Genomic DNA, 22,657 nt, shown 5'->3' with positions numbered 1-22,657 from the left:
AGATGCCGTTTCCACGCTTTGGGCTGCAGGAAAGATGGGTGCCATGACGTTGCCGCGTATTCTCGCTATTGCCAATCAGAAGGGTGGGGTTGGCAAGACCACGACAGCCATCAATCTCGGCACGGCCCTCGCCGCAATCGGCGAAGATGTGCTGATCATCGATCTCGATCCCCAGGGCAATGCTTCTACGGGTCTTGGTATCGGCATGAAGCAGCGCGTGCGGACCACTTATGATGTGATGGTCGGTGATTGCGATCTGCGTGCTGCGATCGTCGAAACCGTGGTGCCACGGCTGCATCTGGCGCCCTCCAATATGGATTTGCTCGGGGTCGAGCTTGAAATCGCCGGTGAGCGCGATCGTGCATTCCGTCTGCGCAAGGCCATTCACGCCTTGGCTTCGTCGAGTGATTTTCCCTGCTCCTATGTCCTGGTGGACTGCCCGCCCTCACTCAATCTTCTCACGGTGAATGCCATGGCAGCTGCAGATGCTGTCCTGGTGCCCCTGCAATGTGAATTCTTTGCTCTGGAAGGGTTGTCGCAGCTGCTGCGTACGGTGGAGCAGGTGCGCAATTCGCTCAATCCCCATCTCAGCATTCACGGTGTGGTGCTGACCATGTATGATGCTCGGAACAATCTCTCTGGGCAGGTCATGGCGGATGTGCGCGATTTCCTGGGTGAGAAAGTCTATCAAACGGTCATTCCGCGCAATGTTCGTGTCTCGGAAGCGCCGTCCTATGGTAAGCCTTCGCTGCTCTATGACCTCAAATGCCCGGGTAGCCAGGCCTATGTTCGTCTCGCCTCCGAAGTGATTCAGCGCGAGAAATTGTTGCGTGCTGCGTAAGGAGCGATCATGACTTCTGATGATAGAATGCGTCCGCGCCTGGGGCGCGGCCTGGCCGCCTTGATCGGCGACGCTGGCGAGGAGGGGGCGGCGATTGAACGGGCCCGCGGCCAACGCCGGGTGCCGACGGGCTTCCTGCGGCCTAACCCCAAGAATCCACGGCAGAATTTCAGCGAGGAAGAACTCGAGGATCTCGCCAATTCTGTTCGCGAGAAAGGCATCATTCAGCCGATCCTGGTTCGCGCTGTTGCCGGCAGCATGGATGCCTATGAGATCATCGCGGGCGAACGGCGCTGGCGTGCTGCGCAGCGGGCCGAACTTCATGATGTACCCGTAACGATTGTCGAAGCTTCGGATAAGGAAGCGCTCGAACTTGCGATCATCGAGAACGTCCAGCGTGCCGACCTCAACGCTATCGAAGAGGCGATTGGCTATGATCGTCTGATCGAGGAATTCTCCTATTCCCAGAATGATCTTGCCAAGGTCATCGGCAAGAGCCGTAGCCATGTGGCAAACACGCTTCGTCTGCTCAAGCTTCCCGATGCGATCAAGGTCAATGTCGTAAGCGGCAAACTGACAGCCGGGCATGCCCGTGCCCTCCTGTCGGTCTCCGATCCCGAAAGCGTGGCCCGACTGATCATCGACGAGAACATGTCGGTGCGCGATGCCGAGAGCATCGTGCAGGACCAGTCGCAAAGTGCCGGCAAGACCTTGCGGGCGCGCAGCCGCGTCGAGAAGGACCCCGATACGATTGCGCTGGAGCGGACGATCTCGGACGTGCTCGGTCTCAAGGTCGTGCTCGATCATCGCGGCGATGGAGGCGAGTTGAAGATTCGCTACAAATCGCTTGAGCAACTCGACGATCTCTGCCGCCGTTTGCGTGGCTAGCCCGTCCCGGCCGGAAGCTCATCCTGCTTTCGGAAAAACGACAAGATAGCAAAGCCTATGGTCCGATCGGTTTTCGGAATCGGATCGAGGGCCGTAGCTGCCAACTTCTTTCTGGTCGCAGCCGGACCGATCCTCTGACCTAGCGAGGAGATGGGTCCGCCATGATCGGCTTCGGTCAACCCGGAGACGCTGCCTACCCGGCGGTTATTCCCCCAAACAGACATGCCACGCCGGGCGTGGCGGCCCACCCTCACCCGAGTGTTTTTTCCATGCAGATCACCCTCACCACCTGGAATATCAATTCGGTTCGTCTGCGCATGGGGCTGGTCGAGCGCTTGGTGAGGGAGAAAAACCCGGACATCCTCTGCCTGCAGGAAACCAAGGTCGAGGATGGCAAGTTTCCCCTCAACGATGTGCGTAAGCTCGGTTTCGAGCATATCGCCTTCAACGGGCAGAAGGGCTATCACGGCGTAGCGATCTTTTCGCGCTTGCCCTTCGAGATGGTCGACAAGCGTGAGTTCTGCCAGAAGGGCGACGCCCGCCATATTTCGATCCGCCTTGGGGCTGAAGCCGGACTGAAGCAGCCGCTCACCGTTCACAACTTCTACGTTCCGGCGGGCGGGGACATTCCCGACCGCGAGCTCAATCCGAAATTCGGCCACAAGCTCGATTTTCTCGCGGAGATGCATGAGTGGTTTGCCGGTGATTTTCCGCAAGCCAATGGTCGTGCCCTGCTGGTGGGAGACCTCAACATCGCGCCTTTCGAGCATGATGTCTGGAGCCACAAGCAGCTGCTCGACGTCGTCTCGCATACGCCAGTGGAAACCGAGGCGATGAAGGCGATGATCGCCGTTGGCGGCTGGATCGACCTGATGCGCGAGTTCACGCCCGAGCCGGCCAAACTCTATACGTGGTGGAGCTATCGCGCGGCCGACTGGATTGCCTCCAATCGCGGCCGGCGGCTCGATCATATCTGGGCGAGCCCGAGCCTGACCGGCACGGCCCGGTCGATCGAGATTCTCAGCGAAGCCCGTGGCTGGGAAAAGCCTTCGGACCACGTGCCGGTCACGGGCGTCTTCGAGATCGACTGACTACAATCGGGCGAACTCCGTTCGAGAGGCGAACGGCTGAGCCTGGATCACGGCTTGGGATCGAGGTGTCCCAACGAAGCTGATTTGGCAGTCGTTGGATGCACCCGCGCACGGACAGCGAGTTCGAGCATCGCGGCTTCAAGAGCGTTTTCTGTCTGCACTCGCCGCGGTCATGGCTAACAAGAAACTAAGCCGACAACTTAAAGCCGATCTCTTCTCGTTAATCAGGGCGAGGAATGCAGCCAAACCCTGAACGAATCACCGACGAATCGGGCGGCTCAGATCGATCGAACGACTGCCTGGCCGAGGGGCGTTAATGGGTTTGGAAGGAGAAGAACATCGCTATACGCGGCAGTTCTGCCTCGAATGGTTAGAGAAGATGCCGATCCCAGACAGGAAACGGCTCGTCATCGGGCCGATGCGGATCAGTCGATAGTCGGCTAAGGACGATGAAATCCCGATCCTTGGGGATGATTGAAACAGGCTAGTGCCGAAACGGGCCGACATCAGGTTTAACCTCGATGTTTCGTTTTGGCACAGCCCCATCCGGCTCAATCTGCATCGCCGCCAAAACGAGAGGCGGTGAGGGTCAGGCGTCCAATCTGGGTGCCGATGATGATCTTGAACGGCGCGAGCACATGCGTCTCGCCGATCGGTGCAAGCCATAGTTCGATGTCGCGGTTCTCGACCATGAATTTGGTCTGGGAGCGCGAAGGCCGGTGGCCGGCGATCGGCACATAGCGCGCCGAACAGACGATGGCGGGGCCAGCGTAGCCCTTGCCGCTGACCTGCTCGGTACGGGCATAGGACAGCTTGATGTCGAAACGCTGCGCTCCGTCGAACACCGGGAGTGAACGTCGGCATGCCGAGGCATCGAGGGCCTGGCCGCCGGTCACGGGTACCAGCACGGCCGAAAGCGGGTCGATCACGCCATGCTTGTTGGCGTCCGTGAGCGGCACGCGATCCTTGCGCGGCGGCAGGTCGGGCTGCAATTGCAGGGCGGTGACATTGCCGCCGGCGAGAGCCATCTGCACCGATTGCGGCTTCTTGCCCGCCACCGAGGTGAGGGTATAGGCCGTCGGGCGGACCTGGCTGGAGCCGAGCTTTCCCGATGAGGAAGCCGAGCCGCGCCCGTCGCTGATCAGCCGGATCAGGCCACCCACCTTGGCGGAGGCGTCGATCTTGTAGGGGCCGCCGTCGCTCAGATTGATGGCGAGATTCGCCGTGCCGATGGGGAAGCCGGCAAGGGTGACACCGTAATTGATCGCCGTCCTGGCGCTGGCCGCGGCTGCCAGGGAAGGCGTCAGGCCGGCTGTAAGGAAAAGGCTGGCGCCGAGCGCCGATCGAAAGAAATGCGAAATCGTCACGCCGGTCTCCGGGGCCGTTTGCAGCGCCGGACCCGAATTCGGGTTCGGGCCCGATGCCGTGGGTTGTTGTCGCGTTTCCGCCGAAGACCGGCGTCCACGTTTCGGCACGAGGCTCCAGTCGGCGAGTCCATCATGCGCACAGAATCTCTCAAGCGCATTCTAACAAGGTAAACGTTACGTAAATCTTGCCGACGCCAGTGCTGTTGAAGCTATCTTGGCCTGCCCAGGCTGAATGGTCGATGAATCAGACATGGCGCAATTGTGTCGTGCGGAGCGCCGACATCGTGGCTGCCCGCTCTTGACGCCCTGCCGGTTCCCAGGATGCGGATATGGCGACGTGCGGCCATTCGCCGGCAGGTTCGTGCTTCGAAGACAATGCCGAGACGCGGCCTACAACGCCGTCGCCAGCAATTCCCGGCCTTGCTGCCCCTCGACCCGCACGCGCATGAAGCTGCCCGGGGCCGCGGGCCTGTCGGGCCGCACGGCGGCGAATTGAGCAGTGCGGCCGATGCCGCCGCGCTCCATCAAGATCTCGCGGATCTCGCCGGTTTCGCTGGCAAGAAAGCGTGCCATCGCCCGGTCGCCGGCATCCCGCAGGCGGGCGGCGCGGCGCTTCACCTCGGCACCGTCGACGGGTGGCATACGCGCCGCCGGCGTGCCGGGCCGCGGCGAGAAGGGGAAGGCATGCAGATAGGTGATGCCGCACTCCTCGATGAGATCGAGCGAACGGGTGAACATCGCCTCGTCCTCGGTGGGGAAACCGGCGATCAAATCGGCGCCGAACACGATGTCGGGCCGGAGGCGCCGGGCCTCGGCGCAGAAGCGAATCGCATCCCGCCGCAAATGCCGGCGCTTCATGCGCTTGAGAATGAGATCGTCGCCGGCCTGGAGCGACAGATGCAGATGCGGCATCAGCCTGTCATCCTCGGCCAGGGCCCGCATCAGATCGGCGTCTGCCTCGATTGAATCGATGGACGACAGGCGCAGGCGCGGCAGGTCCGGCACCTCGCGCAGAATACGACGCACCAGCGAGCCCAGGGGCAGGGGATCGGGCAGGTCAGGGCCATAACTGGTGAGGTCGACCCCGGTCAGAACGATTTCCTTATAGCCGGCCTCGACCAGGCGGCGGATCTGCGCGATCACCATCTCCGGCGGCAGGGAGCGCGAATTGCCGCGGCCGAAGGGAATGATGCAGAAGGTGCAGCGGTGGTCGCAGCCATTCTGGATCTGCACAAAGCCGCGGGCCCGGCCCTCGAAACGCTCGATCTCAGGCAAGGCGATGTCGTAGGCCGCCATGATGTCCGAGGTGACCAGCTTGCCCGAAGTCTCGGTCAGGGAGGCCCAGGTCCGGGCTTTCAGCTTTTCGGCATTGCCGACCACGAAGTCGACTTCCGGCATGGCGGTGAAACGGTCGGCATCGGTCTGTGCGGCACAGCCGGTGACGGCGATCCGTCGTTGCGGATTCTCACGCTTGAGCCGGCGGATGGCCTGCCTGGCCTGGCGCGCCGCCTCGGCCGTCACCGCGCAGGAATTGATCACGGTCAGGTCGTCGCGCGAGCCGATGACCGTCTTCATCGCCTCCGATTCGTGAATATTGAGGCGGCAGCCGAAGGTGACGATCTCGGTCATGCCGCGTCGGCGAACCAGGAGGCCGCAAAGCGGCCCTCATGTTCGAGTTCCGCTGCCCCGGTCATCAGCACGTGGCCATCGGCCTCCCGCCATTCGATCCGGAGGTCGCCGCCCGGCAGGCTGATGCGAGTCCTGCGCCCGGTGTAACCGAGCCGAGCTGCAGCGACGCCAGTGGCGCAGGCAGCCGATCCGCAGGCGCGGGTGAGGCCGGCGCCGCGCTCCCACACGCGCAGCACGATATGGCCGCTGTCGCGGACCTGGGCGATCGAGACGTTCACCCGCTCGGGGAACAGGGGATCGTGCTCGATGGCCGGGCCGATGGTGGCGAGATCGATCTCGGCCGGGTCGCGGTCGATCCAGAACACGGCGTGGGGATTGCCCATGTTCACCACGCTCGGCGATTGCAGGACGGGAGCCCCAGCCGGGCCATAGGCGTAGTCGATCGCCCTGGTATCGCCGGCGTCCCGGGCGAGGGGGATCGCCTGCCAGTCCAGGGCCGGCGGGCCCATATCGACGGTGAAATCCGCTTCCGCACGCCGGGCCTCGACCAGGCTGGTCGGCGTCTGCAGCATGAGGCGGTCCTTGCCGAGCACCGGCATCAGATACCAGGAGACGCAGCGCGTGCCGTTGCCGCAGGCCCCGGACTGGGAACCGTCACCGTTGAAGATGCGCATGAAGGCGTCGCTCCCTGCCTGTTGCGGCGGATAGAGCACCATCAGCTGATCGAACGGCTCATGCGCCGCGATGGCACGGGCTTCCGCCGGCGTCACGGCATGCGACCCGTCGGTGAGATCGAGCACGACGATCTCGTTGCCGATGCCGTTCATCTTCAGATAGGGGCGGTTGGCGAGGCCAGACATGGTGGTTCCGATTGATTGAAGGCCCTTGATATAGGGCAAAAACCCTTGCGAACCAATGGGGGCATTCAGCTAGAGGCCTGCCCGAGGTCGAGGCGCATGATCGGCCGCTCCGGCGTCGGGGAGGGAGCATACCGGAAACCGAGCCGCTCGAAGGTGGTCACGAAACCGGTCGAGGAAGAGGAAGGCGAAAGGCGCCGGTCGATCGGATAGGCCTCGATGGTGGTGGCCCCGCCGGCGCGGCCGAAATCGATTGCGGCCTCGATCAGGCGCGATGCGACGCCCCGCCGACGGATCCCCTTGGCGATGTAGAGACAGGATACCGACCAGACCGGTTTGTGATCGGGCGATCGCAGCCGCCAGACGCGGTCGATATGGGGGATGGATGGACGTGGCCCGATCTGGCACCAGCCGACGGGGCTTGCGTCGGCGAAAGCCAGCAGGCCCGGCGGCGGCCCAGTCTCGACCACGGACCGGAAGGCGGCGCGATTTTGGGTGGGGGCTCGCCGTCGGTAGAGACTGCCGATCTGCCAATACATGCACCAGCAGCCGGATCTTGCGCCATTCTCGCCAAAGAGGGCCTCGAAATCGAGCCAGAGTTCGGCGGTGAGGGGACGAATGGTCAACTCCATGAGCAAGTCTCCTTCCCGTGGCATCCGACAGGAATCGCCCCAGGGGCATCAGGGTCGCGGCGCACCGGCCCAGCTGCCACCCTATTCTGCATTATGGTCACGGCCCCCAATTTGGAGCGATTCGCCATGCCTTCGACCGCCAATGCCCCCAGCCTGTTGCCTGCCCTTCCCTTGGGAAGAGAATGGCTGGCGGTCAGCCACGGCGAGTCGGGCGACAGCGTCTATCGTCGCAGCGATGGCGGGGCCTTCGCCAAACTATCACAGGGCCGTGGCGCCAGCGCGCTGGAGGCGGAGCGCCGGCGGGTCGAGTGGCTGAGCCGCTTCAAGCTCGGCTCTCCGGAAGTGCTCGACTGGCGCGCAGGGGAGGAGGGTGCCTGCCTGGTCACCAGCGCCATAGCCGGCGTACCGGCGAGCGATCTCGACGGTGATCAGCTATTGCAGGCTTGGCCGTCGATCGCGGCCCGCATCGGCGCGCTGCACGCGCTGGCGATCGAGGATTGCCCGTTCGAACGCGGCCTGTCGACCATGTTGGCGCGCGCAGCCGACGTGGTGGCGCGCGGTGCCGTCAATCCGGATTTCCTGCCGCCGGAGCAGCGGGAGGTGGTACCAGCCGATCTCCTGCTTGTGCTCGAGGCGCAGCGCGAACAGCGTCTCGCGGAAGAGATGAGGGATCGCGTCATCTGCCATGGCGATGCCTGCATGCCCAATTTCATGGTCGATCCCGCCACGCTGCGCTGCACCGGCATGATCGATCTCGGCCGCCTCGGCACGGCGGACCGCTATGCCGATCTTGCGCTGATGCTGGCCAATGCCGGCGAGAGCTGGTCTGGACCGGAGCAGGCTGAAGCGGCCTTCACCAGCCTGTTCGAGGTGCTCGGGCTGCAGCGACCGGACAGGCAGCGGCTCGACTTCTATCTAGGCCTCGATCCGCTGACCTGGGGCTGAGGCCGGCAGGCATTCGCGATAGACCGCAAAGGTCTCCTCGACCACGCGGTCCAGCGTCATGCGCGCGGCATTTGCGCGTGCACGGCTCTTGCCGTCCTGCAGGGCACCGGGGGTGACGAGCAGGGAGACCAGGGCCTCGGCCAGGCGAGCGGGATCATCGGGCGGCACCAGCAGCCCCGCCTTGCCGCCATCCAGCATTTCCGGCACGCCGCCGACATCGGAAGCGACGATGGCGCAGCCCGCCTCGCTGGCCTCGGAGAGCACCAGTCCGGCCGGCTCGGCCAGGGAGGGCAGCACGAAGACATCCGCTCCCCTGAAGAAAGGCCGCGGGTCGTCCCAGCCACCGTGAAAGGTGATCGCCGCTGCGCATGGCATGGCCGCGGCCATGGCCTCGTATTCGGCGCGGTGCGGGCCGTCGCCGACGAAATGGAGCGAAGCCCCGGGAACTTCCCTGGCGACCCGCTCGAAGGCCCGCAGCAGGACGGGCGCCCCCTTGCGCGGGTGCAGGCCGCCGACATAGAGAATCGAGGGCGTGCCAAGCGCCGCAGGCGGGCCGGCCGGCGCCGAGAGGCGCGGCGAGCCGATATTCCCGTTCAGCACGGTGCGGATGCGGGAAGCCGGGATGCCGCGCTTGGCCATCGAACGGGCGACGGCGTCGCTCACGGCAATCACCCGCCGGCCCACGCCCATGGCGACGGCGCTGCGCGCGAATTCGTTGTGGACAGTGGTGATCAGCGGCACACCCGCAGCCTTGCAGGCCGGCCAGCATAGCACCGCGCTCGTCATCATATGGGCATGCACGATGTCGAAACGGCGCGAACGCAACAGGCGGGTGAGAGCGGCGACCGCCCGCAGCGCAACCAGGGGCTTCTGGCGCTGGTCGATCCGGATGATCTCCACGCCATGGGCAGCCAGCAAGGCGTCGAAATCGCCGTCGCCGCTGGCAATGGCCACCTCATGGCCGAGCTGTGCCTGCATGCAGGCGAGATCGATGGTGAGGTGCACATGCCCGTTGAGGCGGCGTGTATGATTCAAGACATGCAGGATGCGCAAGGCCAGCTCTCGTCGGAAATGGAAAACGCCAAACAGTTTCTTGTCGATGCGGCTTGCGAAGGGCTCGTCGCCATGGAGTGGTTGCGTCGCCGGGGCTGACCGCTGTGGCAAGATCCCTCCGCCAAGCTTCGACATTCGAAACCGGCGGCATCATGGCCAAGACGATTTGAGAATAATCCATAAAAGCGCGCCGCGGGCCACTTGGCTAAAGGGAGGGGGCTCCTTCTGTGTGATATCCGTCGAATGGATATCTGTCGGCTGCCGGCGCCATTGTCTAGAAGAGCCCGCTGGATCAGCCCCATCGGGCCGGTATCGCCGCGGCGGTTGCCATATTTCGGCGGGCGCATGAACTGGAATCATCGGGCGCCATGATGTGATACTGTCCCGATGGCGCAACCCGTGCCGGCATTTTTGCACCAGCGGGGCCATTCCGGAACGTTTTTCCCGGGCCGGAACACAAGCATGCCGCGGTTCGAGTGGCGGCCGAAGCGAGGACTGAGGGCAAGGCGCGTTTCCGCTGGAACGAGCTCTGCCAGGGGCAGACGGAAAGGGCCTCGCGTGAGTTTGGAACCCATTGGTGTCTTCTTCATTCTGCTCGGAATCCTGGCTTTGAGACGAGGGCCGGTTTTCGGCGTTTCCATGCTCATTCCCTGCATGATCTTCGGTTCCTCCGCCGCGCTCATCCTGGCGGGCACCACCATCCAGCCGGCCCATCTGCTGCTGGGGTTCACGGCGGCATCCGTCCTGACACGCCCGGGTACCTGGTCGGTCGTCACGGCACGCCTCACCTTTCCGCGTGAGGGATTCTGGTTCGTCGCGACCGCGGCTGTCGGCATTGTCGGCGCCTTCATCCTGCCGCGCTTCTTCGCCGGTGCCTCCTATGTCGCCGCCATCGGTGCCACCTCTGACGGTGGCTCTGCGCCCATTCTGGTGCCGCTTTCTCCCACCACCGGCAATCTGACGCAGAGCGTCTACTTCATCGGCGACATCGTCTGCTTTCTGATCTGCTACATCGTTGCGCGGACCAGGGAAGGCCTGGAGGCCGTCACCAATGCCGTGGTGGCCTATTGCGCCCTCAATATTTTCTTCGCGATCGTCGATCTCGCGACCTTCTGGACGGGAACCGCCTTCCTGCTCGATTTCATGCGCAACACCACCTACACCATGCATGACGATACGGTGGTCAACGGGCTCAAGCGCATCAACGGCTCCTTCACCGAGGCCGCGGCCTTTGCCTCGTCGTCGATGTGGGCCGGCAGTTTTGCCCTCCGGCTCTGGCTCGGCAATATCCGCCCTCAACTCACATTCTGGCTGGCGCTGATCAACTTGCTCCTGGTGATCTTCTGCACTTCCACCAGCGGCTATGTCGCCTTGCCGGTGGTGCTGGCGATCCTCTATGCGGAGTCCCTGCTGCGCCTGGTGCGCGGCGGGCCCCTGCCGCGCAGCGTCTATGCCTATCTGGCTTTCGCGCCCCTGCTGCTTGCCGTCATCGTCGCAGCCGTACTGCTCACCCCCACCTTGGCAGAAACGATCTACGGCATGATGCAGGACTTCGTGCTCAACAAGGGAACGAGCCAGTCTGCGGCGGAGCGCGGCATGTGGAACCAGACGGCGCTCGAAACATTCTTCGCGACCTATGGACTGGGAGCCGGCATCGGCACGGTGCGCGCCTCGAGCTTCCCGCTGGCAGTGCTGGCCAATCTCGGCGCCATCGGCGCACTCACCTATGGGATCTTCATCCTGATGGTGCTGTTCAAGCCCGCTATCCGTCCCCTTGATTGGGCCACGATCCAGCTGCGCGCCGCCGTGCGGATCGGCTGCCTCGTAGGCCTGATCATGGCCACGATCTCGGGTACCCTGATCGATCTCGGCCTGCCCTTCTACATGCTGGCCGGCATTGCCTGCGCCACCTGCGACCTCGATTCAGGGGCCAGAAGGCAGACAGCAGAGGCCGTCAGGCCCGCCAGGGCCCAGGTCATGGGTTAGAGGTCATGGGTTAGAGGTCATGGGTTAGAGGTCATGGGTTGATGGCCACCGCGTCCGGATCCTTGGAATAGATGCGGATATAGTCGATCAGCATGTCGTAATGGCCGCTTTCGGGAACGCTGATCGGCCAGCCGCCGCCCATGGCCAGGTTGAACATCCAGAAGAAACGGTCGACACTGTCGGCCCGCAACAGCGAAACCGTGTGGACGAGCTTGCCGTCGAGAAAAGCCGAAACCTCGTTGTCGCCCACCAGATAGCCATAGGTATGGAAATCGGCGCTCAGGTCGGGGAGCTTTTGCGACATGGCGGGGGAAGATGTCTTGTTTCCCCAATTGTGGACGATGGTGTGGAAGATGGTCATGTCGACGCCATAGGCTTCCAGCCCGTCGATCTCGATGGAGCCGAGCGGATCGCCCTCAGGGGTCTGCGATTTCAGGTTGAGGGCCCAATTGGCAGGCCACACGCCCTTTCCGGCCGGGAACTTCTGGCGGACCTCGACATAGCCTCGCCGAAACGCTGCGCTTGGCGGCTTGCCGTTGGGAAAAGCCGTGCTGATCATGCCGGAATACCATTTGCGCTTCCAGCCGGTGGGATCGGCAAAGTCGGCCTTGTGATTGGCCCGGATCCGCAGCTTGCCGTCCGCGACCTGGTAGACCTGGCCGAACAACTCGGCGTCCGCCTGGCTGGCGGTGACGAAATAGCTGTCCGAGCCCCATTGCTCGCCCTTGGGGTTGGTGCCGATATGCCATTTGTCGCGGTCGAGCTCGGTTCCCTCGAATTCGTCCCTGAAGATGAGCTTGTAGCCGCTGAGGTCCGGTACGGCTTGTCCCCATGCCGGTGCGGCGGACAGGCCCAGGGCGGGAAGGGCCAGGAACAGGCGCCGGGTGATGGGACTCATGGGTACGAATTCCTTTCAGGCTCGCGGGTGCTCCGTCGACGGAGCGTTGCAACGGGCTGCTGATGTGTGATGATTGGGAGCCGCCAGGTCTTTGCCGAGCTGCCTGAGGATAGCCCAGAGGGTGCGGCGCGGACCACCTCCCAAAAGGGGGAGTGGTTCCCTTTTGGCGATCCTTCGAATGGATAGCTGTCAGGCTGCGAGGCCTTTGCATAAAATAGCTATCGCTGGTAGCAGCCGTCATCATCGGCGGTCATCCGCGGCCGGATAAGCCACGACTTGTTTTGATATTCGGTCTGGGGGACGAACCCCCAGCTCGAGATTTTTGTTCGCTGATGAAAGGCTCCGGTCGTCGCGCCGTGATATCCACGTTCCATACAATTCAACCTCGATGATGATCCTGATCGCACACCCTCAATGGCAGCGCGGAACTTCCGGCGCCGGCTTCGAAACTGCTTGGGCCTTACGAAGGCAGGCAGAGGGGAGCCTGTGCCGCCATGAGGGCTGAAATCGGCGCACTTTCGAAACAGACGGCCAAGGCCGGTGCCTGGACCGCCGGAGCGCGGCTTGCCGGCAAGTCGGTGGATTTCGTTGCCTTGATCGTGCTGGCCCGTTTCCTCGGACCCAGCGATTTCGGCCTGGTCGCGATGGCGATGACATTGATCTTCATCGTCGAGGCCGTGATGGAACTGCCGCTCGGCGCTGCCATGCTGCGCGTTCCCGAGCCGACCGCGGAGGTCTACAACACCGCCTTCACGCTGGGAGCCCTGCGCGGACTGATCATTGCCGGCTTCTTCATTCTCTGCGCCTGGCCGATATCCTTCTTTTATGGCGAGCCCCGGCTGGTGCCCCTGGTGATGAGCCTGGCCCTGGCGCCGGCCATGCGCGGCTGCGTCAGCCCCATGCTGGTGGAATTCAACCGGCGCATGGATTTCCGCCGCCAGGCCGGGCTCGACATCACCAGCAAGACCATTGCCGTCACCACCGCGATCATCGTGGCCATCCTGACGCGAAGCTACTGGTCGATCGCGCTCGGAACCATTCTGGTGGCCTTCGTGGCCCTGGTCGGTTCCTACTGGCTCGCACCGATGCGCCCACGCCTGACGCTGAAGGCCTGGCCGGTCTTTGCCGACATCCTGACCTGGAACCTGATGTCGCAGATCCTGTCGGCCATCAACTGGCAGGCGGATCGCTTCATTCTGCCCCGTTTCATTCCGCCCGCCGCCTTCGGGCGCTATGTCATGGCCAACGATCTTTCCTCGCTGCCGTTCCAGGTCCTGGCTGCCCCGCTCGGAACGCCGCTGAACGTGGCCTTCGTCAATGCGCATCAGAATGGCGGTCTTCGGAACAGCTATCTCAAGGCGAGCGTCGGCATCTTCCTGCTAATGGCGCCGATCCTTTGCTTCGGCGCCATCATGGCCGAGCACCTGATCCATGTCTTTCTCGGCCCGCAATGGGCCGAGGCCGCCCCCATCCTTACCGGCATCGCCCTGGCCTGCATCGGCTCCATTCCGGCGCTGCCGATGGCGCCCCTGGCCGTCAGCCTCAACAAGTCGCGCCAGATCACGTTCAGGAACCTGGTCGAATTTGCCGTGCGCGTGCCGCTCACCATCGCCGGTATCCTGTGCTTCGGGGTTATGGGAGCCATTGCCGCCAAGGCGCTTGCCACGCTTGCGGTGCTGGTCTCGACCATGATGGCGGTGAAATCGATGATCGGGTTGAGCTATCGTGCCCAGCTTGCCGCCTTTGTCGGGCCCTGTGCAGCGCTGGTGATCAGTGCGCTTTTCCTGGTCTATGTCTCGACCCTGTTTCAAGACAGCACGGATATCGTCATGAATCTGGTCCGGATCGGTGCTGCCGGCGCGGTCTATCTGGTGACCTATGTCGGCAGTGTCTATCTGATGGCACGCTGGTTCGGTGACGCAGTTGGGCTGACCGGCCTGGTCGACCAGCTCATGTCGCGGGCACGGCTTCGGTTCAGGACCTGATGACATGCGCGGCGATGGCAAGGAAGACCTGCATCATGGAGAGATCGGCGTGAAGGCGCATGAGAACATGCGGATTGCCGTCGCAATCGCGACGGCGGGCCGACGGGATGTGCTGACCGAGACCGTGCGTGTGATGATGGGCCAGGAGCGCCGGCCCGACGATTTCCTGATCTGCCCGGCCAAGCCTGCCGATGCCGACGAGGCCGCCCTCCGGCAGATCGTGCCGGGCCTCAAGATGATTGCGGGTCCCGTCGGCCTGCCGCATCAGCGCAACGCCCTGATGGCCGCCACCGATGCGGACATCGTGATGTTCTTCGACGACGACTTCCTGCCCGCGCCCGATTTCCTGGCCGAGACCGTCAGGTTGTTCGTGGAAAATCCCGACATGGTGATGGTCACCGGCACGGTGCTCGCCGATGGCGCCCCGGGGGCGGGGCTCGGCATGCGCGAGGGCCTCGACAGGCTGGCGGTGGCCGGCCCCAATCGCGCGGCGGACACGCTGGAGCCGGTCTATAATGGCTATGGCTGCAACATGGCGGTGCGGCTCGAGCCGGTGCGCCGGCACGGCCTGGCCTTCGACGAAAAGCTGCCGCTCTATGCCTGGCTCGAGGATGTCGATTTCTCACGGCAGCTCGCGCCCTTCGGCCGGATCGTCAAGAGCGGGCGCCTGCGCGGCGTGCATCTGGGCACCAAGTCGGGGGGGCGCAGCCCCGGCCGGCGGCTCGGCTATTCGCAGATCGCCAACCGCGTCTACATCATGCGCAAGGGCAATATGAGCCTGCGCGGTGCGCTGGAGGGCAGCATCGAAAACCTGGCTTCCAATCTGGTCAAGAGCGCCTTTCCGGAGCCTTGGACCGACCGGCGCGGACGGCTCGCCGGCAATCTTCTAGCTCTGTGGGATCTGGTACGGGGGCAACTCGATCCTGCGCGGATTCTCAAATTGTAGGTCAAGGCGCAGACGATGGCCGTACATTTTTCACTGGTAATGGCGACGCTCGGACGCTCCGAGGAGATCGCGCTGATGCTCGACAGCCTGGAGACCCAGACCTTCAAGGATTTCGAGGTGATCATCGTCGACCAGAATCGCGACGAGCGGGTTACCGAGGTGCTGGCGCGCAAGATGCGTCCCTTTCCGATCCGCCATCTGCGCACGCCCGGCGTGCCGGGTGCGAGCCGGGCACGCAACAATGGCGCCAAGGTCGCCGAGGGCGAGCTTCTCGGCTTTCCGGACGATGATTGCACCTACCCATCCTGGCTGCTGGAAAAGGTGCTGGAGACCTTCGCGGAAACGGGCGCCGATATCGTCAACGGCCGGGCCGCCGACGAGACCGGGCGCTCGATCAATGGCCGCTTTGCCGAGGGGGCACGCTGGACCGGCGCCCGCGATGTCTTCGACACGCTGATCGAATGGGTGTCCTTCTGCCGGCGCGAAGTCTTCGAGGCTGTCGGCGGTTATGACGAGGATGTCGGCGTCGGCGCCACCTCGCCCTGGCAGGCCTGTGAGGCGCCCGACATCGTGCTGCGCATGCTGGAGCGGGGCTATCGCTCCTATTATGACCACGCCATCTATGGCCATCATCCCGAGATCCGTATCGACATGATGGATGTCCGCATGCAGCAGAAGGCGCGCGGCTATGGCCGCGGCATGGGCTATGTCCTGGCCAAGCATCGCATGGGCACGCTTTATTCCTTCAACTACATGCTGCGCTCCTTCGGGGGCTATGTCGTCAGCCGGGCGCGCGGCCAGCGCGGGCGTGCGATCTATTACCTCAACACGCTGAAAGGCCGGCTCGAGGGCTATCGCGACGGCCGCCGGGCGGCCTGATGCCCTGATATCCTAGCGAACCGCGACAGGCCGGCAGCGCGGTTCCTGCCCTTTTTTCTTCCCTAAGCGGAAGCAGCAGGAACAGCAGCCTTTCGCGGGATCGTCCGTGGACGAAGCCCGTAATTGTGCTTAGGGTCGGTTCCCCTGATAATGGAAACGCCCCCGCAATGACGGATAAGAAACCGCCGCGTCCAGTCGGCTCGACCCCGGTCCGCTCCAATCAAGCCCGCCCCAGCTTCACCGACCAGGAGGCTCTGGCCTTTCACTCGCAAGGCAAGCCCGGCAAGCTGGAGGTGGTACCGACCAAGCCGATGGCGACGCAGCGCGACCTCTCGCTCGCCTATTCCCCGGGCGTGGCGGTGCCGGTGCGGGCGATCGCGGAGAATCCGGCTGTCGCCTATGACTACACGGCCAAGGGCAACATGGTGGCGGTGATCTCCAACGGCACCGCCATTCTCGGCCTCGGTGATCTCGGCGCACTGGCCTCCAAACCGGTGATGGAAGGCAAGTCCGTGCTGTTCAAGCGCTTTGCCGATGTCGATTCGATCGATCTGGAGGTCGATACCAAGGACCCCGACGCCTTCATCAACGCCGTGCGCTATCTCGGCCCGAGCTTCGGGGGCATCAATCTGGAAGACATCAAGGCGCCCGAATGCTTCATCATCGAGCAGCGCCTCAAGGAATTGATGGACATCCCGGTCTTCCACGACGACCAGCACGGCACGGCGATCATCGCCGCTGCCGGCCTGTTCAACTGCCTGAAGCTGACCGGGCGTGACATCACCTCCACCCGCCTGGTGGTCAACGGCGCCGGGGCGGCCGGCATCGCCTGCGTCGAGCTGGTCAAGGCCATGGGCTTTGCGCCCGACAACGTCCTGCTCTGCGACACCAAGGGCGTGGTCTACAAGGGCCGCACCGATGGCATGAACCAGTGGAAATCGGCCCACGCCGCCGAGACGGACCGACGCACCCTGGCCGAGGCGCTCGACGGTGCCGACGTCTTCTTCGGCCTGTCGGTCAAGGGCGCCCTTACCACCGAGATGCTGCGCTCCATGGCGCCCAATCCGGTGGTCTTCGCCATGGCCAACCCCGATCCGGAGATCACGCCCGACGAGGCCCACGCCGTGCGCGACGACGTCATCATTGCCACTGGCCGCTCCGATTATCCCAACCAGGTCAACAACGTCCTGGGCTTCCCCTACATCTTCCGGGGCGCGCTCGATGTGCATGCCACCGCCATCAACATGGAGATGAAGGTGGCGGCAGCCCAGGCCCTTGCCGAGCTTGCCCAGGAGGAAGTGCCGGATGAGGTGGCGAGCGCCTATCAGGGCGCGCGGCCGCGCTTCGGACGCGACTACATCATCCCGGCGCCCTTCGATCCCCGCCTGATGACGCGGGTGCCCGTCGCCGTGGCCAAGGCGGCGATGGAGACCGGCGTCGCCCGCAAGCCGATCGCCGACCTCGCCGCTTATCGTGCCGCGCTCTCGGCCCGCCGCGATCCCGTCGCCGGCACGCTGGCCGGCATCTTCGATCGGGTTCGCCGCTCCCCCAAGCGGGTGGTGTTCGCCGAAGGCGAGGAGGAGGCGGTGATCCGCGCCGCAGCCTCCTTCGTCAACCAGGGACTGGGCACCGCCATCCTGGTCGGCCGCGAGGATCGCGTCGAGGCCGCTGCCGCCTTTGCCGGCGTCGAGCTGCGCGAAGGCATGGTGATCCAGAACGCCCGTATCTCGCCGCGCACCAATGCCTATGCGCAATATCTCTATGACAGGCTGCAGCGGCAGGGCTATTTGATGCGCGACTGCGTGCGCCTTGCCTCGATCGACCGCAACCATTTCGCCGCCTGCATGGTGGCGATGGGCGATGCGGACGCCATGGTCACCGGCCTGACCCGCAATTATTCGATTGCCCTCGAGGATGTCCGACGCGTCGTCAGCGACAAGCCCGGCCATTGCGTCCTCGGCCTTTCCATCGCCATTGCGCGTGGGCGCACGGTGCTGGTGGCCGATACTGCCGTGCATGACATGCCGACCTCGGAGGAACTCGCCGCCATTGCCATCGAGGCGGCCTCGGTGGCCAAGCGCCTGGGCTATGAGCCGCGCGTGGCCATGCTCGCCTATTCCACCTTCGGCCATCCGGAGGGCGAGCGGGCCGAGCGCGTGCGCGACGCGGTGCGCATTCTCGATCGCCGCCGCGTCGATTTCGAATATGACGGCGAGATGGGGGCCGATGTCGCGCTCAACCGCGAGGCGATGGCGCTCTATCCGTTCTGCCGCCTGTCCGGACCGGCCAATGTGCTGATCATGCCGGCTTTCCACTCCGCCTCGATCGCCACCAAGATGCTGCAGGAGCTCGGCGGAGCCACGGTGATCGGCCCGATCCTGGTCGGCCTCGACAAGTCGGTGCAGATCGTGCCGCTGGCCGCCAAGGACACCGATCTCGTCAACATGGCGGTGCTGGCGGCGGCAAATATCGGCGGGTGAACGAGGCGCGCCGGATCCTCGGTCTGTTCGGCACCATCGACAATCCCAAGAGGCATCGAGGATGCCTCTTGGGGCTGCACCAGCAAGCGGGCGGGAAGTCCAGGCTGGATGCCCATGCGCCACCAGGCAGAATTGGCGCCATTGCTCCCCGTTTTCGCCGAAACCCTGCCCGCGCTTTCAGGCATGGGGCTCCAGGAGCCTATTCCGTGCCTTCGCCCGCCAGATAGGTCGGCCGGTTGGCGAGCATGGTGAGGGCGGTGAGGAAGGCAATCGCGCACATCGCCGTGACGTACCAGAAGAACCAGGTCTCATGGCCTGCATCCTTGAAAGCGAGCGCCACTGCCTCGGCCGAGCCGCCGAAGAGGGCATTGGCGATGGCGTAGGAGAGGCCGACCCCGAGCGCCCGGACCTCGGCCGGAAACATCTCGGCTTTCACGAGCCCGCTGATCGAGGTGTAGAAGGACACGATCGCGAGCGCCGCCACCACCAGGAAATAGGCCGAGAGCGGACTCTCAACGCTGCCGATCGCCGTCAGGAGCGGCACGGTGCACAGTGTCGCGAGGCCACCGAACAGCATCATCGACCATTTCCGCCCGATCCTGTCGGAAAGCGCGCCGAAGAGCGGCTGCATGCACATATAGGTAAACAGCACCGCCGTCATGGTGACGTTGGCCGTCTCCTTGGCCATGTGTGCCGTGTTGACCAGATATTTCTGCATGTAGGTGGTGAAGGTGTAGAAGATCAGCGAGCCACCGGCCGTGTACCCGATCACGGTCAGGAAAGGTCGCGGATGCCGGCGGAGCAGGCCGACAAGCGAGCCGGCTTCCTTGCGGGCGCATGTCTCCGCCGACGAGGTCTCGTGCAGGGAGCGCCGCAGGTAGAAGGCGACGACGGCGGCGCAAGCGCCCACAACGAAGGGAATGCGCCAGCCCCAGGCCCGCATTTCCTCGTCGCTGAACAAGAGTTCGAGGATGACGATGACGGCCGAGGCGAGGAGCTGGCCGCCGATCAGCGTCACATATTGGAAAGAACCGAAGAAGCCGCGCCGCCCGGCGAGCGCAACCTCGCTCATATAGGTCGCCGACGTCCCGTATTCGCCGCCCACGGAGAGGCCCTGGACCATCCGGCAGAGCAGGAGAAGGATCGGTGCCAGGATGCCCGCCGTGGCGTAAGTCGGCAGCAGCGAGATCGCCAGAGATCCCGCACACATCATCAGGACCGAGATCATCATCGAGTTCTTGCGGCCATAGCGGTCGGCAATCCAGCCGAAAAGCCAGCCCCCGATCGGCCGCATGAGGAAACCGATGGCGAAGACCGCCGAGGAATAGAGGAGCTGGGTGGTCGGTTCGGCATTCTTGATGAAGCCGAAGAAGGCACTCGAAAAGTAGAGCGCCGTAAACGCATAGGCGTAGAAATCAAACCATTCGACAAGATTTCCGGAAGATGAACCGACAATCGCCATCACCCGCCGGCGGGTATCATGTGGGTCTTCTGCCGCCATGGCTGCGGTGTTACTCATATGTCTCCCCCCTGGTTGACCTTGTCTTTAGGTCTGTCTTTCAAAGCGATTGCGATCATGCTGCGGGTTTGCTGATCCGGGCAAGCCATTTTTCCCGAACGGCAAGGACAGGATGCCCGGACGGGCGCCGATCCTTGAAACCGTTGGTCAGATCGATGATCTCGTCCTCGGCGTTTCTGGGTGGCAAGACCAGATCGCGCTCCATAGCGACGCCACGGCGCCCATCCGTTCTGCCGCCTGTCGGGGCTGGACCATAGACCATGTGCCGGCGGGCAATATGGCGGGCGAACGGAAGCTGCAGGATCTTGAATGCTTGCAGGGCTTCTCGATATTGGCCACGAAGGAGCGTTGTCGAAAAGCCCATTGAGACTTGGCGGGGACCTTTCCACGCATGAGCGACGATCGTTGGAACCTCTATCTGTTTGAGCGCCATGACCGGCAGCAGATCGCGCAATGGGCGCGCAGGCTCCGTTATTTTCGGTTCTGCCGGGCGGTCGGCGGCCATGCCAATGATGGCGATGAACTGCTTGTGGCCATCGGCCTGCAGGCAGGGGCCGATCTGGCGGATGTCTGTGCCGCCCTCGGTATCGTGCTGGAGGTCGTTGCGCCCGGCTCCCCACAACCTGTGCCAGGCGTCGCCTATACGGCCGAGGAATTCGGCAGGTTCGCTTCCATCGTGCCGGGCAGTGGGGGCATCCGGCAGCCTGGTTTTGTCGAATTGGCGGGGCAGCCCGTCTATGCCCATGTGCAGGCGGATCGGCTGGAGATCAGCCTGAGCGATGCCGGTTCCCCCTATGAAGTCACGGAAGCGGCCGTCCGTTCAGCCGAACGGGTCGAAGCTTTGCTCGCGCCGCTTGCAGGCCGCCTGATCGACCCGCCGCGCACCAGCCGGCATTGTGTCTGCCCGGCCCATTATCCCGACATGTGGAATTGATCGTCAGCCCCGATGGTACGAACCAATGGTATGGGGCTGAGAAAGTGGTGCCGCTTGCGTGACTCGAACACGCGACCCCATCATTACGAACGCGATCCGGCACGTTTTCATGGCTTTCCGTGAAATTCCTCGAGATGCATTTATGCACGCAATATCAATCACTTATTGACTGTGGTCGTTCCGCGTGATTCCATACGTTTCCTCGCTCGGTGATGACCGGGTGATGACCGAAATCTTGGAAGATCGGCAGGGCAGATCATGGAACGGCGATTGAAAATCAGCAAACGGACTGTCGATGCTATTGTGCCAACCAGTGCCAGGTTCGTGGTTTGGGATACGGAGTTGTCAGGGTTCGGCGTGAAGGTCGAGCCTGGAGGGACGAAAACCTTCGTTGTCCGGTATCGAGCCGAAGGAGGCGGCCGGAATGCGCCGCAGCGGCAGTACACCCTCGGGCGGTATGGTGTGCTCACACCGGATGAAGCTCGTAAGCTGGCAAAACAAACGCTTGGCGGCGTAGCGACGGGCGATGATCCAGCCGGGCAGTTGTTAGCCATGCGTCGCGCCATGACGATTGCTGAATTGGGCGACCTTTATTTAAAGGAAGGTGTCCTATTGCCGACGAGGCGTGGCGGCCTCAAAAAGCCAAGCTCTATCGCCGCCGATCGGTTGGCGATTGAAGCGCATATCAAGCCGTTGATTGGGTCACATCGGGTTGCCTCGCTCACGTCGAGCGACGTGGAACGCTTCCTTGTTGATGTCGCTCAAGGTAAGTCGAGTCGCCGGCGTGACCCAGATATGAAGCCTAGTCGAGGGGCGGTACCAAAAGGGGGGGAGAGTGCTGCTACTCGGGCAGTGCGAGTTCTCAGCGCCATGATAAGCTTTGCGCGGCGGAGGCAGGTCCGCCCTGACAATCCGTGTTTCGGTGTCGCAAAGTTCGCTACTGGAACAGTGGAGCGCTTTCTCACAACCGACGAGCTCGACCGCCTGGGTACGGCGTTGCGAGAGGCCGAAACCGTTGGGATTGTCTGGGAGCCAGATCCCTCCAAGAAGGTGAAGCATGCTCCCAAGCCTGAAAATCGCATCGTCAGGGTTTGCCCTTACGCGACTGCCGCAATCAGATTGCTCCTGTTCACCGGTGCTCGCCTACGGGAAATCCTGCATCTGCAGTGGTCTTTCGTTGACATGGAACGGGGACTCCTCTTTCTGCCGGAGTCGAAAACCGGTAAGAAAACTATAATCCTCAATGCGCCGGCCCTTGCTGTGCTTGATGGTCTCGGGCGGGTCGGACGCTTTGTAATTCCTGGTAACAATCCAGATGAACCGAAAACGGACCTCAAGCGACCGTGGTCAATGATCACGCGACGAGCTCGCTTGGATGGCCTACGTATTCATGATCTCCGCCATACCCACGCGAGTTTCGGCGTTGGTGCTGGCTTCGGTTTGCCGATCGTCGGCAAGATGCTGGGGCACACCCAGGCCAGCACCACGCAGCGATATGCTCATCTCGACAACGATCCGGTGAGGCGTGCATCGGAAAGCGTAGGTGGAACACTTGCTGCCGCACTCGACGGTAGGACGGCCAAAGTCGCGCCCCGCTCGGCGCCACACCTCTCATCGCCGATCATGCGCCGACCGCTGGGCCTGATAGCGAGAAGGAGATGAGCATGGCGCCGCCGTGCCGCCGGCTATGCTCCTCTTCCCATTCGGATCGCGATCCCTTCGGGGAT

General features: G+C 63.4%; 19 protein-coding genes. 11 read left to right on the top strand and 8 right to left on the bottom strand.

All coding sequences use genetic code 11. From position 1 onward, the window contains the following. The first annotated feature begins 34 nt into the window (after positions 1-34). The 3 genes from ABXS05_RS08125 to xth all read left to right on the top strand — a co-directional run bounded on the left by ABXS05_RS08125 (position 35) and on the right by xth (position 2,820). Positions 35-841, top strand: coding sequence for a ParA family protein (locus tag ABXS05_RS08125; RefSeq protein ID WP_311934052.1), 807 nt, complete (start codon positions 35-37; stop codon positions 839-841). A 9-nt stretch (positions 842-850) separates the two neighbouring features. Further along, on the top strand, positions 851-1,729 hold the full coding sequence (locus ABXS05_RS08120) for a ParB/RepB/Spo0J family partition protein (protein WP_311934051.1): 879 nt from the start codon (positions 851-853) through the stop codon (positions 1,727-1,729). Positions 1,730-1,998: 269 nt separating this feature from the next. After that, positions 1,999-2,820 (top strand): exodeoxyribonuclease III, encoded by an 822-nt coding sequence (xth, locus tag ABXS05_RS08115; protein ID WP_311934050.1) that lies wholly within the window; start codon positions 1,999-2,001, stop codon positions 2,818-2,820. 551 nt (positions 2,821-3,371) lie between these two features. Here the strand turns inward: xth and ABXS05_RS08110 are convergent. The 4 genes from ABXS05_RS08110 to ABXS05_RS08095 all read right to left on the bottom strand — a co-directional run bounded on the left by ABXS05_RS08110 (position 3,372) and on the right by ABXS05_RS08095 (position 7,305). After that, positions 3,372-4,187 carry a DUF3108 domain-containing protein gene (locus tag ABXS05_RS08110; RefSeq protein ID WP_367623533.1) on the bottom strand — a complete coding sequence of 272 codons (816 nt, stop codon included), beginning with the start codon at positions 4,185-4,187 and terminating at the stop codon, positions 3,372-3,374. Between the two features lie 390 nt (positions 4,188-4,577). Beyond that, positions 4,578-5,816, bottom strand: a complete 1,239-nt coding sequence (mtaB, locus tag ABXS05_RS08105) for a tRNA (N(6)-L-threonylcarbamoyladenosine(37)-C(2))-methylthiotransferase MtaB (RefSeq protein WP_367623532.1) — start codon at positions 5,814-5,816, stop codon at positions 4,578-4,580. Further along, entirely contained in the window at positions 5,813-6,676 is an 864-nt protein-coding gene (gene dapF, locus ABXS05_RS08100; protein ID WP_311934047.1) for a diaminopimelate epimerase, read from the bottom strand. Before dapF ends, mtaB begins: the two co-directional genes overlap by 4 nt. Positions 6,677-6,741: 65 nt before the next feature. Then, a complete protein-coding gene (locus tag ABXS05_RS08095; RefSeq protein ID WP_367623531.1) occupies positions 6,742-7,305 on the bottom strand; it encodes a GNAT family N-acetyltransferase in 564 nt (187 codons plus the stop codon). A 126-nt stretch (positions 7,306-7,431) separates the two neighbouring features. On the opposite strand from ABXS05_RS08095, the gene ABXS05_RS08090 reads away from it, so the two are divergent. Beyond that, positions 7,432-8,250: an APH(3'') family aminoglycoside O-phosphotransferase gene (locus tag ABXS05_RS08090; RefSeq protein ID WP_367623530.1), complete on the top strand. Its 819-nt coding sequence runs from the start codon at positions 7,432-7,434 to the stop codon at positions 8,248-8,250. On the opposite strand, the gene ABXS05_RS08085 is transcribed toward ABXS05_RS08090, so the two are convergent. After that, positions 8,221-9,414, bottom strand: coding sequence for a glycosyltransferase family 4 protein (locus ABXS05_RS08085; protein WP_367623529.1), 1,194 nt, complete (start codon positions 9,412-9,414; stop codon positions 8,221-8,223). The genes ABXS05_RS08090 and ABXS05_RS08085 overlap by 30 nt on opposite strands. 447 nt (positions 9,415-9,861) lie before the next feature. Here ABXS05_RS08085 and ABXS05_RS08080 point away from each other — a divergent pair, with 447 nt between their 5' ends. Next, positions 9,862-11,289 carry a hypothetical protein gene (locus ABXS05_RS08080; protein ID WP_367623528.1) on the top strand — a complete coding sequence of 476 codons (1,428 nt, stop codon included), beginning with the start codon at positions 9,862-9,864 and terminating at the stop codon, positions 11,287-11,289. Between the two features lie 31 nt (positions 11,290-11,320). On the opposite strand, the gene ABXS05_RS08075 is transcribed toward ABXS05_RS08080, so the two are convergent. Then, complete coding sequence (locus ABXS05_RS08075) at positions 11,321-12,187, bottom strand: glycoside hydrolase family 16 protein (protein ID WP_311934042.1); 867 nt, start codon at positions 12,185-12,187, stop codon at positions 11,321-11,323. A gap of 494 nt (positions 12,188-12,681) precedes the next feature. Between ABXS05_RS08075 and ABXS05_RS08070 the strand changes: the two genes are divergently transcribed. The 4 genes from ABXS05_RS08070 to ABXS05_RS08055 all read left to right on the top strand — a co-directional run bounded on the left by ABXS05_RS08070 (position 12,682) and on the right by ABXS05_RS08055 (position 18,477). After that, complete coding sequence (locus tag ABXS05_RS08070; RefSeq protein WP_311934041.1) at positions 12,682-14,172, top strand: lipopolysaccharide biosynthesis protein; 1,491 nt, start codon at positions 12,682-12,684, stop codon at positions 14,170-14,172. Between the two features lie 4 nt (positions 14,173-14,176). Then, entirely contained in the window at positions 14,177-15,118 is a 942-nt protein-coding gene (locus ABXS05_RS08065; protein ID WP_367623527.1) for a glycosyltransferase family 2 protein, read from the top strand. Between the two features lie 15 nt (positions 15,119-15,133). Then, positions 15,134-15,997, top strand: coding sequence for a glycosyltransferase family 2 protein (locus ABXS05_RS08060; RefSeq protein WP_311934039.1), 864 nt, complete (start codon positions 15,134-15,136; stop codon positions 15,995-15,997). A gap of 167 nt (positions 15,998-16,164) precedes the next feature. Further along, entirely contained in the window at positions 16,165-18,477 is a 2,313-nt protein-coding gene (locus ABXS05_RS08055) for an NADP-dependent malic enzyme (RefSeq protein ID WP_311934038.1), read from the top strand. A gap of 199 nt (positions 18,478-18,676) precedes the next feature. On the opposite strand, the gene ABXS05_RS08050 is transcribed toward ABXS05_RS08055, so the two are convergent. Together ABXS05_RS08050 and ABXS05_RS08045 are read right to left on the bottom strand one after the other, a co-directional pair. Further along, positions 18,677-19,996, bottom strand: coding sequence for an MFS family transporter (locus ABXS05_RS08050; RefSeq protein ID WP_367623526.1), 1,320 nt, complete (start codon positions 19,994-19,996; stop codon positions 18,677-18,679). A gap of 55 nt (positions 19,997-20,051) precedes the next feature. Further along, the gene (locus ABXS05_RS08045; RefSeq protein WP_367623525.1) at positions 20,052-20,360 is read right to left on the bottom strand and encodes a hypothetical protein; all 309 of its coding nucleotides are present in this window, start codon (positions 20,358-20,360) and stop codon (positions 20,052-20,054) included. 27 nt (positions 20,361-20,387) lie between these two features. Here ABXS05_RS08045 and ABXS05_RS08040 point away from each other — a divergent pair, with 27 nt between their 5' ends. After that, complete coding sequence (locus ABXS05_RS08040; protein WP_311934035.1) at positions 20,388-20,930, top strand: hypothetical protein; 543 nt, start codon at positions 20,388-20,390, stop codon at positions 20,928-20,930. A 270-nt stretch (positions 20,931-21,200) separates the two neighbouring features. Then, on the top strand, positions 21,201-22,592 hold the full coding sequence (locus ABXS05_RS08035) for a site-specific integrase (RefSeq protein ID WP_367623524.1): 1,392 nt from the start codon (positions 21,201-21,203) through the stop codon (positions 22,590-22,592). Positions 22,593-22,657: the final 65 nt, after the last annotated feature.

Origin of the sequence: Labrys neptuniae (genome assembly GCF_040797145.1) — a bacterium.
GTDB lineage: Bacteria > Pseudomonadota > Alphaproteobacteria > Rhizobiales > Labraceae > Labrys > Labrys neptuniae.
The sequence above is the reverse complement of the archived record's forward strand: the minus strand, read 5'-3'. Positions and strand labels throughout refer to the sequence as shown.

Bases quoted from the DNA above. Each gene is read 5' to 3' on its own strand.
- ABXS05_RS08065 (WP_367623527.1), top strand. From the start codon at position 14,177: ATGCGCGGCGATGGCAAGGAAGACCTGCATCATGGAGAGATCGGCGTG.
- ABXS05_RS08060 (WP_311934039.1), top strand. From the start codon at position 15,134: ATGGCCGTACATTTTTCACTGGTAATGGCGACGCTCGGACGCTCCGAG.
- ABXS05_RS08095 (WP_367623531.1), bottom strand. From the start codon at position 7,305: ATGGAGTTGACCATTCGTCCCCTCACCGCCGAACTCTGGCTCGATTTC.
- ABXS05_RS08040 (WP_311934035.1), top strand. From the start codon at position 20,388: ATGAGCGACGATCGTTGGAACCTCTATCTGTTTGAGCGCCATGACCGG.
- dapF (WP_311934047.1), bottom strand. From the start codon at position 6,676: ATGTCTGGCCTCGCCAACCGCCCCTATCTGAAGATGAACGGCATCGGC.
- ABXS05_RS08090 (WP_367623530.1), top strand. From the start codon at position 7,432: ATGCCTTCGACCGCCAATGCCCCCAGCCTGTTGCCTGCCCTTCCCTTG.
- ABXS05_RS08045 (WP_367623525.1), bottom strand. From the start codon at position 20,360: ATGGGCTTTTCGACAACGCTCCTTCGTGGCCAATATCGAGAAGCCCTG.
- mtaB (WP_367623532.1), bottom strand. From the start codon at position 5,816: ATGACCGAGATCGTCACCTTCGGCTGCCGCCTCAATATTCACGAATCG.
- ABXS05_RS08075 (WP_311934042.1), bottom strand. From the start codon at position 12,187: ATGAGTCCCATCACCCGGCGCCTGTTCCTGGCCCTTCCCGCCCTGGGC.
- ABXS05_RS08120 (WP_311934051.1), top strand. From the start codon at position 851: ATGACTTCTGATGATAGAATGCGTCCGCGCCTGGGGCGCGGCCTGGCC.
- ABXS05_RS08070 (WP_311934041.1), top strand. From the start codon at position 12,682: ATGAGGGCTGAAATCGGCGCACTTTCGAAACAGACGGCCAAGGCCGGT.
- xth (WP_311934050.1), top strand. From the start codon at position 1,999: ATGCAGATCACCCTCACCACCTGGAATATCAATTCGGTTCGTCTGCGC.
- ABXS05_RS08055 (WP_311934038.1), top strand. From the start codon at position 16,165: ATGACGGATAAGAAACCGCCGCGTCCAGTCGGCTCGACCCCGGTCCGC.
- ABXS05_RS08125 (WP_311934052.1), top strand. From the start codon at position 35: ATGGGTGCCATGACGTTGCCGCGTATTCTCGCTATTGCCAATCAGAAG.
- ABXS05_RS08050 (WP_367623526.1), bottom strand. From the start codon at position 19,996: ATGAGTAACACCGCAGCCATGGCGGCAGAAGACCCACATGATACCCGC.